The 11,726-nt window shown below is 65.8% G+C and carries 13 protein-coding genes; 9 read left to right on the top strand and 4 right to left on the bottom strand.

Features of this window, described 5'->3' with window-relative positions:
• Positions 1 to 83 precede the first annotated feature (83 nt).
• From AB0I34_RS17570 to AB0I34_RS17540, 7 genes are all read left to right on the top strand, one after another.
• Positions 84 to 698: a M15 family metallopeptidase gene (locus tag AB0I34_RS17570; RefSeq protein WP_360446156.1), complete on the top strand. Its 615-nt coding sequence runs from the start codon at positions 84 to 86 to the stop codon at positions 696 to 698.
• Positions 695 to 1,840 (top strand): peptidoglycan bridge formation glycyltransferase FemA/FemB family protein, encoded by a 1,146-nt coding sequence (locus AB0I34_RS17565; protein ID WP_360446154.1) that lies wholly within the window; start codon positions 695 to 697, stop codon positions 1,838 to 1,840. The genes AB0I34_RS17570 and AB0I34_RS17565 overlap by 4 nt, the downstream gene beginning before the upstream one ends.
• Positions 1,841 to 1,856: 16 nt before the next feature.
• Complete coding sequence (locus tag AB0I34_RS17560; protein WP_360446152.1) at positions 1,857 to 2,411, top strand: VanZ family protein; 555 nt, start codon at positions 1,857 to 1,859, stop codon at positions 2,409 to 2,411.
• A gap of 65 nt (positions 2,412 to 2,476) precedes the next feature.
• Positions 2,477 to 3,505 carry a D-lactate dehydrogenase VanH gene (vanH, locus tag AB0I34_RS17555; RefSeq protein ID WP_360446150.1) on the top strand — a complete coding sequence of 343 codons (1,029 nt, stop codon included), beginning with the start codon at positions 2,477 to 2,479 and terminating at the stop codon, positions 3,503 to 3,505.
• A complete protein-coding gene (gene vanA, locus AB0I34_RS17550) occupies positions 3,502 to 4,533 on the top strand; it encodes a D-alanine--(R)-lactate ligase (protein ID WP_360446148.1) in 1,032 nt (343 codons plus the stop codon). The genes vanH and vanA overlap by 4 nt, the downstream gene beginning before the upstream one ends.
• The gene (gene vanX, locus AB0I34_RS17545) at positions 4,530 to 5,138 is read left to right on the top strand and encodes a D-Ala-D-Ala dipeptidase VanX (protein ID WP_360446146.1); all 609 of its coding nucleotides are present in this window, start codon (positions 4,530 to 4,532) and stop codon (positions 5,136 to 5,138) included. The genes vanA and vanX overlap by 4 nt, the downstream gene beginning before the upstream one ends.
• On the top strand, positions 5,139 to 5,612 hold the full coding sequence (locus AB0I34_RS17540) for a GNAT family N-acetyltransferase (RefSeq protein ID WP_360446144.1): 474 nt from the start codon (positions 5,139 to 5,141) through the stop codon (positions 5,610 to 5,612).
• A 96-nt stretch (positions 5,613 to 5,708) separates the two neighbouring features.
• Here the strand turns inward: AB0I34_RS17540 and AB0I34_RS17535 are convergent, their stop codons facing one another.
• Positions 5,709 to 7,196, bottom strand: coding sequence for an alpha/beta hydrolase (locus tag AB0I34_RS17535; RefSeq protein WP_360446142.1), 1,488 nt, complete (start codon positions 7,194 to 7,196; stop codon positions 5,709 to 5,711).
• Positions 7,197 to 7,351: 155 nt separating this feature from the next.
• On the opposite strand from AB0I34_RS17535, the gene AB0I34_RS17530 reads away from it, so the two are divergent.
• The gene (locus tag AB0I34_RS17530) at positions 7,352 to 7,540 is read left to right on the top strand and encodes a hypothetical protein (RefSeq protein ID WP_131365368.1); all 189 of its coding nucleotides are present in this window, start codon (positions 7,352 to 7,354) and stop codon (positions 7,538 to 7,540) included.
• A gap of 54 nt (positions 7,541 to 7,594) precedes the next feature.
• Here AB0I34_RS17530 and AB0I34_RS17525 read toward each other — a convergent pair whose 3' ends face one another.
• Together AB0I34_RS17525 and AB0I34_RS17520 are read right to left on the bottom strand one after the other, a co-directional pair.
• On the bottom strand, positions 7,595 to 9,202 hold the full coding sequence (locus AB0I34_RS17525; protein ID WP_360446140.1) for a hypothetical protein: 1,608 nt from the start codon (positions 9,200 to 9,202) through the stop codon (positions 7,595 to 7,597).
• A gap of 132 nt (positions 9,203 to 9,334) precedes the next feature.
• Positions 9,335 to 9,817, bottom strand: a complete 483-nt coding sequence (locus AB0I34_RS17520) for a hypothetical protein (protein ID WP_360446138.1) — start codon at positions 9,815 to 9,817, stop codon at positions 9,335 to 9,337.
• 256 nt (positions 9,818 to 10,073) lie between these two features.
• On the opposite strand from AB0I34_RS17520, the gene lhgO reads away from it, so the two are divergent.
• On the top strand, positions 10,074 to 11,267 hold the full coding sequence (lhgO, locus tag AB0I34_RS17515) for an L-2-hydroxyglutarate oxidase (RefSeq protein ID WP_360446136.1): 1,194 nt from the start codon (positions 10,074 to 10,076) through the stop codon (positions 11,265 to 11,267).
• Position 11,268: 1 nt separating this feature from the next.
• Here lhgO and AB0I34_RS17510 read toward each other — a convergent pair whose 3' ends face one another.
• Positions 11,269 to 11,721, bottom strand: coding sequence for a hypothetical protein (locus AB0I34_RS17510; protein ID WP_360446134.1), 453 nt, complete (start codon positions 11,719 to 11,721; stop codon positions 11,269 to 11,271).
• Positions 11,722 to 11,726 lie beyond the last annotated feature (5 nt).

The following is an 11,726-nucleotide window of genomic DNA, read 5'->3' as shown; positions in this document are numbered from 1 at the left end:
TTGATGGTACGAGCCGGGCCATATCGTCGGCGTATCCAAAACCGGATACGCGCCGGCAACAGCACGCTGCCTTGACTGAACCCATGTCCGCCAGCGAACCGGCACAGACAGCAGGCCGCCGTACCAAACTGACCGTCCGCGCGGCATTCGTCGTCGCCAATGTGGCGCTTGTCGGCGTCTTCATCCACCAGTCGCTGACGACGTCCTCATTCCCGGTCGCATCGCCCAGCGACGCTCGCCACGGTGCACTGGCCGATGGCTTCGTCCCTGCGGGCGTCAAGGTGTTCGACGACGAGATTCCCGGTGTGGCCAACCTCGACCCGGAGTTGCTCGGTGCGCTGCGTCAGGCCGCGAGGGATGCCGCGGACGACGGGGTCGAGTTCTTCGTCAACAGTGGCTGGCGTTCCCCGGCGTACCAGGAGCAACTGCTCAGCGAGGCGGTCGCGAAGTACGGCTCGAGGGAGGAAGCAGCCCGATGGGTTGCGACCCCGGACACGTCGCCTCATGTGTTGGGGCAGGCGATCGACATCGGGCGCTCAGACGCGACCGCGTGGCTGGCCAAGCACGGCGCTGCGTACGGACTGTGTCAGATCTACGACAACGAACCCTGGCACTACGAACTGCGCCCTGAGGCCGTCGATCACGGTTGTCCACCCAGGTACGCCGACCCTACGCACGACCCCAGGATGCAGCAGTGACCGTGACTGTCCAGCCGATCGGCGCCGCCGAGCACTTGGCGTTCGTGTGGGCACAGCGGTCTGTCAGTTTCCTGCAGACCCCGGCATGGGGGAGCGTCAAGACCGAGTGGCGCAGCGAGTCTCTCGGCTGGTACGACGGCGGGCGGCTGGTCGGCGCCGGCCTCGTGCTTCACCGCCCCGTGCCGCGGCTCGAGCGCTACACGCTGGCCTATGTGCCAGAGGGGCCGGTGATCGACTGGACCGGCGAGATCGACGCGTGGCTCGACCCGCTGGCGGCGTACCTCAAGGCACGCGGCGCGTTCGCGATCCGGCTCGGTCCGCCGGTACGCACGGACACCTGGTGTGCTGCCCAGGTCAAGGAGGGCATTGCTGACCCGGGAATCGAACGGCTCACCGACCTACCCAGCCAGCGCGTCGACCCGGTCGGTGCCCGGGTAACCAGCCAACTGCGGGACGCCGGCTGGCTGCTGCAGAGTCCGGAGAACGGGTTCGGCGCCGGGCATCCGCAGTACAACTTCGAGCTTCCGCTGGCCGGTAGGACCGAGGACGACCTGCTCAGGGGCATGAACCAGCTCTGGCGACGCAACGTCAAGAGGTCAGCCAAGGAGGGCGTCGAGGTCACGGTCGGCGAGGATCTGAAGGCGTTTCACGACCTGTACGTCCACACCGCCGAGCGCGACCACTTCACGCCTCGGCCGCTGCGTTACTTCGAGACGATGGTCGCGGCGATGAGCGCCGAGGATCCCGAGCGGATCAGGCTCTACGGGGCCCGCCACCGGGGCGACCTGGTCGCCGCCACCATCATGGTCCGCGTCGGCGCCCACGCGTGGTACTCCTACGGCGCCTCCTCCACCGAGAAGCGCGAGGTGCGCGGATCGAACGCCTGCCAGTGGGCGATGATCCGCGACGCGCTGGCGGCCGGTTGCGTTGTCTACAACCTGCGCGGCATCACCCCTACCGTCGACGCCGACGACCCGCACGTCGGGCTGATCCAGTTCAAGGTCGGCACCGGCGGACAGGCTGTGAGGTACGTCGGGGAGTGGGACCTGCCGCTGCGGCCGATGGTCTACCGGGCCTTCGACCTCTACATGAGCAGGCGCGAGTCCATCAGGCGGCGCGGACGACTAGATTCCATGACCTGACGGAAAGTGGGGGCGCGTGATCATCAACGGGTGGCACCGCTGGTTCGACACGTTCACTGGCGTGGCCTTCCTGACCGCGGCCTTCCTACCGTTGGCCGCGCTGGTGGTGTGGGCGCTGGCACACCGGCGGACTGCCACTGGCGTGACACGGCCGTGGCGCACCTCGCTCGCGGAGGTCGGCATCGTCTACGGGACGGTGCCGTGGGTATGGATGATCCTGCTGCCAGGCAGCCTCGCAGGTGAGGTCCCCGGTCGGGTGAGCCTCGTTCCGCTGCGGGACCTACTCACGATGTCGACGCCTCAGATTGCCGGCAACCTGCTGGTGTTCGCAGCGCTGGGGTTCTTCGTCCCCCTGCGGTTCGCCGCGCTGGCGTCGGTTCCGCGGATCCTGGCGCTCGCGGCGGGTTGCTCGATCCTGGTCGAGGTCGCGCAGTACGTTCTGCGGCTGGACCGGGTGTCCTCGGTGGACGACGTACTGCTCAACACCGCCGGCGCCGGGCTGGCCGCGCTGGCGTCGTATCGCTGGTGGTGCATTCCTGTCGTCACTCGGCCAGAGGTTACCCGTCGTTAGTATTTCGTCGGCATATCGAAATCCACATACAGGCGGACAACACCGGGCCCCTTTGACTAGGTGGCATGACCTACAGCGAACCGGCGGCTCTCGTTCGATGGCTGGCGTCTTCCACCTCGGCCGCCCCGGTCACGGGAATCACGATCTATGGATGCGGGCAGGACGAGGCGGTTCTGTTCCGGGAGTTGGCACCTCGTTTTGCGGTCACGCCAACCATCACAGCCGAGGCGGTATCTGAAGCGACCGTCGACCTCGCCTCCGGAAACCGCTGCATCAGCGTCGGTCACAAGACCCAGATCACCAACCCCACTCTGCTGGCGCTCAGCCGGGTCGGCGTGGAGTACGTCTCCACGAGAAGCGTCGGGTACAACCACGTCGATGTGCAGTACGCCGAGAGCGTCGGGATTCTCGTCGAGAATGTCGACTATTCGCCCGACAGCGTGGCCGACTACACGCTGATGCTCATGTTGATGGCGGTGCGCGATGCGAAATCCATCATGCGCCGGGTGGATGTTCATGACTACCGACTGAATGAGGTGCGCGGGAAAGAACTCCGCGACCTGACTGTCGGGGTCATCGGAACGGGTCGCATCGGCACCGCAGTCATCGACAGGCTACGAGGCTTCGGCTGCCGTGTCCTGGCGTATGACAAGCGGCCCAAGGCGGGTGCCAACTTCGTACGGCTCGACGAACTGCTCGAGCAAAGCGACATCGTCACGCTCCATACGCCGCTCACTGCCGACACGCGCCACCTCTTGAATCGCGAACGTATCAAGCAGATGAAGTACGGCGCGTTCATCGTCAACACCGGGCGCGGCGCTCTGATCGACACCGAGGCCCTCGTCCCAGCCCTGGAAAGCGGCAGCATCGGCGCAGCCGCGCTGGACGTCCTCGAAGGGGAGGAAGGAATCTTCTACGCCGACTGCAGAAATGAACCCATCAACAGCAAGTTGTTGTTGCGGCTCCACGAACTGCCCACTGTGCTGATCAGTCCGCACACCGCCTACTACACCGACCGTGCCCTGAGCGACACCGTTGAGAACTCTCTGACCAACTGCCTCGCGTTCGAACACAGAAAGCAGCAATGGATATGAAGATCGGCATTCTGTTCGGCGGCTGTTCCGAAGAACACCCCATCTCCGTCAAATCTGCGCAAGAGATCGCACAACACCTCGATGCCGAAAAGTACGAACCGTACTACATCGGGATCACGACGAGCGGTGCATGGATGCTCTGTGACGGCCCGTCCGTTGGTTGGGAGACCGATGACTGCCGTCCGGTCGTCCTGTCACCGGACCGAGGCGTCCACGGTCTACTGGTCCTGGAGCAGGGACGATACGAGACGATCAGCCTGGACGTGGTGTTGCCCGTCCTGCACGGCAAACTCGGCGAGGACGGCGCGATCCAGGGCCTCTTGGAGCTCTCCGGCATCCCCTATGCGGGGTGCGACATCCAAGGTTCCGCCCTTTGCATGGACAAGTCCCTGGCCTACATCGTCGCCGGCAGCGCGGGGATCGCTACGCCGAATTTCTGGACCGTCTCGGCGGACGAGAACATCGACGCCGACCGGTTCACCTACCCGGTCTTCGTCAAGCCGGCCCGTTCGGGCTCGTCGTTCGGTGTCAGCAAGGTGTCCCGGAAGGAAGAGTTGCCGGGCGCAATGGAATTCGCACAGCAGTATGACTCGAAGGTGTTGATCGAAGCAGCCGTCGTCGGCAGCGAGGTCGGCTGTGCTGTCCTGGGGAACGAGCTGGATCTGGTGGTCGGCGAAGTGGATCGGATCGCGCTGACTCATGGATTCTTCCGAATCCATCAGGAGAGTTCGCCCGAGACCGGTTCTGACAACTCGACACCGATCGTTCCGGCTGACATCTCGGCGGAAGCGCGTTCGCTCGTTCAAGAAACAGCGAAGGCCATCTATCGTGCCTTGCGCTGCAGGGGAATCGCCCGGGTGGACATGTTCCTCACCGAAGACGGTGACGTGGTCCTCAACGAGGTCAACACGTTCCCTGGCATGACGTCGTACAGCCGTTATCCGCGGATGATGGCCGCCGCCGGCATGCCGATGGCCGAGGTGATCGACGCGATGGTATCGCTGGCGGTGACAGGCAAGCTCCGATGAAAGCTGACCTTGTCTTCGTGGACGAGCTCGTACCCGGCGTACGGTGGGATGCCAAGTACGCGACCTGGGACAACTTCACCGGCAAGCCGGTCGACGGGTATCTGGCCAACCGAATTGTCGGTACGACGGCCATGTGCGCGGCCCTGGGAAGAGCACAAGAGTCGGCCGCTTCCCTCGGCTTCGGCTTGCTTCTGTGGGACGGCTATCGCCCTCAGCGCGCCGTGGACAGCTTTCTGCGCTGGTCGAAGCAGCCAGAGGATGGGCGGACGAAGCTACGGCACTATCCAAAGATCGACAGAGCCGAGATGTTCGACAGGGGATATGTGGCTGCCAGGTCGGGTCACACCCGAGGCAGCACCGTTGACCTGACGCTCTACCACTTGACCACCGGTGAACGCGCCTCCATGGGCGGTGACCATGACCTGATGGATTCGGTCTCACACCATGGAGCCAAGGGAATCACGCCGGTCGAAGCGGCAAACCGCACGTACCTTCGCTCTGTCATGGAAGCCAGCGGGTTCAGCTCCTACGACTGCGAATGGTGGCATTACACACTGCGGGACGAACCTTACCCAGACACGTATTTCGATTTTCTCATCGCCTAGTTGACCGGGGACAGCGTGCAGACAAGACAGGCACACACGACCGATGCGGCCGCCGTCAACGAACTGCTCGAGCAGCTCGGGTATGCCCAGGACGGCACCGTGACAACCGCAACCAGAATCCAGACCTGGGGTGACGACCCCTCGAGCGCAGTCTTTGTGGCCGATGCTGACGGCAACCTTCTCGGCCTGGTCGCGGTCCACATCTGTCCGTTCTTCCAGCTCGCCGGCTCCTCGGGCCGGATCATGGCTCTGGTCGTCTCCGATCACGCACGCGGCCAGGGCATCGGCGGCGAACTGGTCGCGGCGGCGGAATCGTTCGCTGCAAGCCAGGGATGCGTACGCATGGAGGTCACCAGCGCGGACCGCCGCCAGGACGCACACGCGTTCTATCGACGCCGCGGCTACTTAGACCAAACAGGAACGTCTTCCCGGTTCCTGCGTGATCTCAACCAGCTCAGCGGAATCGCTCGCTGACTGCTCAATGATCCCGAGCGGATGGTGCGACGCAGTTCCTGAGGCGCGGGCAGCGGTGCGGTTGGTTGATTCCGCACCGCTGCCCGGGAGCAAGCGTTAGGTGCCGGGGCAGAACGAGTCTCGTGGCGGGCGCTTGCCGTCGACCAGGAAGGTGGTCTCGATGTTCCGAGCGCAGGTGTTGTTGCCGAAGAGGTAGGACAGGTGGCCGCCTTGGTCGACGGTGATCAGGCGGGATCCCGCACCGAGCTTCCGGTGCAGCTCGACGGCCCCGACGTACGGCGTGGCGGGATCGCGCAGATTGTTCACCAGCAGGATTGTCGACGATCCTGCTTTGCTGATGTCTACTCGCGGCTCAGGTTTGGCCGGCCAGAACGCACATGGCCAAACGCTGGCCGCCGCCGGGCCGAACAGTGGGTAGCGAATCCGGTCGACAGCCACGTGGCGCTGGTAGGTGTCGATGTCCCGAGACCAACCGGGGGAGTTGCAGACCAGCGCAAGCATGGCGGAGAAGTCTCCGCCCGCGGGAGGAGGCGGGAGCTGCGGCGCCTGGCCGTCGCCGAGTGCCTGCAGGGCGGACGCCAGGGCCGCGAAGATCGAATCGCTGAACAGCATCCCGTACGTCATGGCGCGCAGCGCGGCCCCGCTGATTCCGGCGACCGGTTCCTCGTCGAGCTTGTCGACAATCTGCAGGTACCGCGTCCGCACCTGCGCCGGGGTGGCACCGAGTCCGTACGTCGCGTCCTGCGATGCGGCCCACCGCGCAAAGTCCGGGAACCGCAGCTCGAATCCCAGGCCCCACCTCCGAGCGCCGACGGCGTCGAGCCCACCGAGACCGCTGACGCTGTCGAAGACCATCCGGTCGGTGCGCTTCGGGAAGAGCGCGGCGTAGAGCGTGCCGAGGTACGTTCCGTGCGAGTACCCGAGGTAGGAGATCCGCTGCTCGCCGAGAGCTTGGCGGATCCGGTCCATGTCCCTCGCGACGTTGGTGTTGGTGATGTAGGGCAGCAGATGCGCGGTGCTGGACTGCGCGCACTGTTCGGCGATCTGCCGGGCGTCGGCGGCACGCTGGTCGACGTCCGCGGCCGTCCGTGCGTACGGCGGCGGGATCAGCGTGGCCGCCTGGTTGGGCCGCAGGTTGCAGGTGAGCGGCGTACTGCGTCCGATGCCTCGCGGGTCGAATTCGATGAGGTCATAGCTCTCCCGCACACTGGCCGGAAGGCCCAGCGACACCAGCGTGAGCGGCAGCGCCGCCTGCGAGTCACCTTGGCCGCCGATGTTGAGGAACAGCACGCCACGCCGGCGAGCAGGGTTGGTGCTCGGCAGCCGCGAGACCGCGATCTCGATGGTCTCGCCGGCAGGTTGTGCGTAGTCCAGTGGGACACGAACTGTGGTGCATTCCAGCCCCTGGGTCGGCTCAGGTACTCCGGGACAAGGCGTCCAGGACAGTGAGCTGCCACCTACGTGTGCGGCGGAGGGCACCGGCGTGGTGCCCACTGTGAGTCCGCTCGCCGCCGCGACGGCCGCCAGTGCGGTGGCCAGCAGCCGTCGTCTGTGCGCGCGGAAGCGCTCGGTGAATGAAGGCATGGGAGCTTCCTCTCTCGTTGGTCGATCACGTCGCCTGGCAGTGCGTCGAACGAGGGGCCGCCAGTTCGACACGGCGTGCTACACCTGACGTGAACAGAGATCTCCCAGGCGCCAACGGCGGGCGATCGCGCCCAAGCCCTTGAAAGGTAGGAATCATGGCGGTTCTCACGAAGGCCGAGGCCATCGCGATCATTCGCCGCGCCTACGGACCCGATGTCGCCGAGTCGGTCGCAGACCAGTTGCCGGATCAGTTCGACCCCGACAACGACGCGGACGCAGAGATGCTGAACCGCCTCGGCCTCACCCGGGACGGCCTCGCCAACGCCCTGGGCGGCGAACTCTGACCCGACGCCCGGCCGATCCAGAGCGGTTGGTGACGGAAGGCGCTTCTTGCAGTCTCAGCTGAGGAAGGTGAGGGCTCGTTTGGCCCAGTCGAGTTTCTCGTCGGCCCAGCTGAGGATGTCGAGGGTTGGGGTGACGTTCTCGGGTGGGCGTTGGACCAGGGTGTCAAGGCGGATCAGGCGGTCGAAGTCGACGTTGACGGGGTCCGGGCGCGGCGTGCCGTTCGGGGTGGTGAAGGGGACGCCGGCAATGCGGAGGATGTTGATCGTTTCCTGGGCGAGGATGCCGTAGGCGACCGTGGTCGGATGGACGCCGTCGAGTGAGAAGAGGCCGCCGGCCGCACGTCCGCCTCGCCCGTCACTGGCAAGGTACCGCGAGTCGACGACGGGTTGCAGCGCTTTCAGGGCCGGCGGCAGCGGGTACGGCGTCCACCAGTCCGGTCGCGCGTTGGGATCGGTGATGAAGCGGCGGGAAGCCATCCGGTCGAGCAGGCCGGCGGCGTCCAGCAGGTACCAGTCGCGGGCCGGGTTTCCCTTGCGCGCAGCGCGTACGGCGTCCTCGATGGTCTGGTTGAACATGTCGATCGCGACATCCACCGCGAACGCTTCCGGGCCGGTGATGGACTTGTCCTGGCGCGGGTCGAAGTCCTCGTCGCGTATCCACGGTCTGGTGTAGTGCGGGAAGTACCGCGAACCCGGCTGGATCTTCGTGCCGATGCCCCGGCTGATCGGCGGGATCGTCACATGCGGGACGGTGCAGAGGATGACGTGCCGGGCGTTGATCTTCTTGATCTCGTCGACGATCTCCGCGAACTCGGCGCCGAAATGAGTTGGTTGCCAGACCGTGTACTGCTCCTTCTTGCCGAGCTCACGGTAGTCGTCACCGCTCCATCCGACGCGCAGTTGGGTCACGCATTTCAGCGCGTTGTTGGCGCCCAGAAAGACGATCAGAGTCTCGATGCCGCACTCGGCATCCTCCTTCTCGTCTCCCAGCTTGGCGGCGGCTTGGAAGAGAGTCAGCTTCCGATCGTCGTCCGACCCATTCGGATAGACGGACAGGGCGGCCCGATCGTTGTGGTTCTGGACGATCTGGTGAATCAGATCGTCGCGGGGCGAGCCGATCCGTGCGGCGCAGGTGTCATAGGTCTTCTCGAGCGCGTCGCGCAGATCCCAGCCGTACACGGCCAACGCGTGGTTGTACCCGGTGGTCACCGGCACGTGGCTGCCGTCGCCACGTTCGTAGTAGTCCTCGAGCTTGCCCATCCACGACCTGGCCGCGAACAGCGCCAGCGGAACTTCGAAAAGGTTCAGCTCGGCGCCGAAGCGGTCCGCCAACTCGCGGAGAAGAAGCTCCATGTTCAACGGCAGGCCGCCGTACCCGGAATAACGCGGATAGCGGAACTTGTCGAGCCATCCGAGCTCGTAGGCAATGATGGCCGGGTAGGAGATGTCGGTGTTGAACACCGCTCCACTCTGGAACCCGTGCGTCAGCGAATCGCCGATCGCCACCAGCCGATGCTTGGGCGTACCACTCCGCTTCGGCACCTTGATAGCAGGTACGCCGACAGTCGCGTCGAACTGCGGCGTCCTCGCCTCTTTCTTCGAGCGATCCTTGACTTCCTGAGGAGCGCTGTCCGCAACCGGAATCTCCCCTGAAGCTGGCATGGTGTTTCCCCCTGGAGCAGCCTTCTTCAGACACTGATCCGCACCCAGACACTTGTCAACGACTCACCGAGAAAGCGGGGCTACGCTTCGAAGTGGGGCCGGCGGGCGCGCTAGTCTGAGCGGCCGGGGCAGTCAGACGTGGGGAGGGGCTGGGCCGCGATCGGCCTGGGAGTATTCGGGGCCTTCCATCGCGCTCCAGGGAGCGTCGCCGACGCCGCCCAGGCTGTCTTGCACCTCGGACCACCGGGCGGTCAGGGCGTACAGGACGATGACGTCCAGCGCGAGCATCAGCACCGCCCAGACGGGATAGGCGCTGAGCCACGCGATCTGCGTCACCGCGTGCAGGCTGACGACCACGATCCCGGCGATCCGGGACCAGGATGCTCCTGTCAGCAGGGCGCCGCCGATGGGGATGAGGAGCAGCCCGGAGATCAGGACCACCCATCCCCAGGCGGTCACGTTCACGATGACGAGCCTTTCCTGGTGCATCCCCAGCCGCTCGTCGGAGAGCAGAGCGGTGAGCCCGTGGACCACATTGATCAGGCCCTCCACCATGAGCAACGCGCCGGCGAAAACCACGAAGCCGGCCAGTTTCTTCCCACCACCCTCAGCCATGTCTGCCCTCTCCTCTCGCTGCGTCCGCCGGCCGCAACCAGCAGCGGGCCGCACCTGGATGCTCTCCCTCCGCGCCCGGCCAGCGCCTCACCCCACCTGGATGAGACTCGCCGGACACCCGGGACGAGCGGCAGGCGTAGATACCGCGAATGGGATGTATCTCGGGGGTGGTCCGGCGGTTCTTTTGTGCGGAGAGGCTCGAGGTCGGGCCGCACCGGTAGCTTGTCCGGGGGGACGTCTAGGTACGGGAGGCCTGATGGGGTCGGCGGTGGTGGTTGGTGGGGGTGTTGTGGGGCTGGCGGTGGCGCGGGCTTTGCAGCGGCTGGATCCGGGTACGCCGGTTGTCGTGCTGGAGAAGGAGTCCGCGGTTGCGGCCCACCAGACCGGACACAACTCGGGCGTCATTCACTCGGGGTTGTACTACAAGCCTGGATCGCTCAAGGCGCGGCTGGCGGTGGCCGGTGGGGCGGCGCTGCGAGAGTTCTGCGAGGCCAAGGAGATTCCGGTGGAGGTCCCCGGGAAGCTCGTGGTCGCCACGACCGAGGCCGAGATGGTGCAGCTCGACCGGCTTTTTGACCGGGGTCATGAGAACGGCGTGCCGGTACGGCGGCTGACCCTCGACGAGGTCAGGGAGCGTGAACCGTACCTGCGAGTGAGGGGTGCGCTGGCGGTCGATTCGACCGGGCGCGTGGACTTCAAGCTGGTGTCGCGGGCGCTGGCCGACGACGTTCGGGCGGAGGGTGGCGAGATCCGCACGGGCGTGACGGTCACCTCGGTCCAGAGTGCCGGCTCGGTCGTGCGGGTGCAGACGACGGACGAGGTGATCGAGGCGGATCGGGTCGCGGTCTGTGCCGGTCTGCACAGTGATCGGCTCGCTCGGGCCTCGGGTCTCGAGCCGGGCGTGCGGATCCTGCCGTTCCGCGGTGAGTACAGCGAGATCGTGCCGGAGCGTGACTATCTGGTGAAGGGACTCGTGTATCCGGTGCCCGACCCGGATCTGCCGTTCCTGGGAGTGCACCTGACCCGCGGGATCGACGACACGGTGCACATCGGGCCGAACGCCGTACCGGCGCTGGCTCGGGAGGGCTACCGCTGGTCGAAGATCGTGCCGAGGGACCTGTGGGAGTCGTTGACCTATCGAGGGTCCTGGCGACTCGCGCGGCGATACGGCAAGACCGGGGCACAGGAATTTCTGCGCTCACTCACCGGCAAGGCCTTGGTCCGCGCCGCGCAGCGGATGTTGCCCGACTTGCAGGTGGCCGACGTACGGCGGGCAGGCTCGGGGGTCCGTGCTCAGGCGGTGACGAAGCAGGGGCAACTCGTCGACGACTTCCTGTTCCTCCGTGACGGCAGGACACTGCATGTCCTCAACGCGCCATCACCGGCCGCCACGGCCTGCCTGCCGATCGGTGAACACATCGCCCAGGAGCTCTGCGGCCGCCGAGCTTGAGTCACGCGAGGAAGTCGACGTGGTGTTCGCGGCTGCCGAAGCTGAACGAGTCGCCGAGCCCCAGCCCCTTCAGCGACGCGTAGATCGGTGAGTCGGAGGAGAGCCCCTCGTACGTGACGCCGTCGCATTCGAACGCTTCAGCCACCACACCGACGACGTACCGTTCTCCGTCGAAGCCGACGAGTGCGCCTGGCGCCACGGCCGTCTTGATCCCGAAGTCGAGCGCCTTGATGTGGGTCAGGATCCGCTTCTGCCGAGCCTCGACGTCGTCGAGCAGCCCACCCAGGTCAGCGGCCTCGCCGGACTGGGACAGGTCGTCGACCGAGTCCGCCGCGTCGGAGTCCAGCATTGCGGCGGAGTCGTGCTCCGCCACGCTCGCCTGCGACGACCGGAGCCCCGCCTCGGCCTGAGCGATCAGCGCATCCTTGACGCGCTGCTTGGCATCAGCATCCATCACGG

The sequence above is a fragment of the Kribbella sp. NPDC050281 genome (assembly GCF_040655855.1).
In the GTDB taxonomy this organism is placed as follows: domain Bacteria; phylum Actinomycetota; class Actinomycetes; order Propionibacteriales; family Kribbellaceae; genus Kribbella.
Note: the sequence above shows the minus strand (reverse complement) of the source record. Positions and strands in the feature narration are given on the sequence as shown.

Coding starts and splice junctions, on each gene's coding strand:
- AB0I34_RS17570 (WP_360446156.1), top strand. CDS start 84: ATGTCCGCCAGCGAACCGGCACAGACAGCAGGCCGCCGTACCAAACTG.
- vanH (WP_360446150.1), top strand. CDS start 2,477: ATGACCTACAGCGAACCGGCGGCTCTCGTTCGATGGCTGGCGTCTTCC.
- vanA (WP_360446148.1), top strand. CDS start 3,502: ATGAAGATCGGCATTCTGTTCGGCGGCTGTTCCGAAGAACACCCCATC.
- vanX (WP_360446146.1), top strand. CDS start 4,530: ATGAAAGCTGACCTTGTCTTCGTGGACGAGCTCGTACCCGGCGTACGG.
- AB0I34_RS17535 (WP_360446142.1), bottom strand. CDS start 7,196: ATGCCTTCATTCACCGAGCGCTTCCGCGCGCACAGACGACGGCTGCTG.
- AB0I34_RS17530 (WP_131365368.1), top strand. CDS start 7,352: ATGGCGGTTCTCACGAAGGCCGAGGCCATCGCGATCATTCGCCGCGCC.
- AB0I34_RS17525 (WP_360446140.1), bottom strand. CDS start 9,202: ATGCCAGCTTCAGGGGAGATTCCGGTTGCGGACAGCGCTCCTCAGGAA.
- AB0I34_RS17520 (WP_360446138.1), bottom strand. CDS start 9,817: ATGGCTGAGGGTGGTGGGAAGAAACTGGCCGGCTTCGTGGTTTTCGCC.
- lhgO (WP_360446136.1), top strand. CDS start 10,074: ATGGGGTCGGCGGTGGTGGTTGGTGGGGGTGTTGTGGGGCTGGCGGTG.
- AB0I34_RS17510 (WP_360446134.1), bottom strand. CDS start 11,721: ATGGATGCTGATGCCAAGCAGCGCGTCAAGGATGCGCTGATCGCTCAG.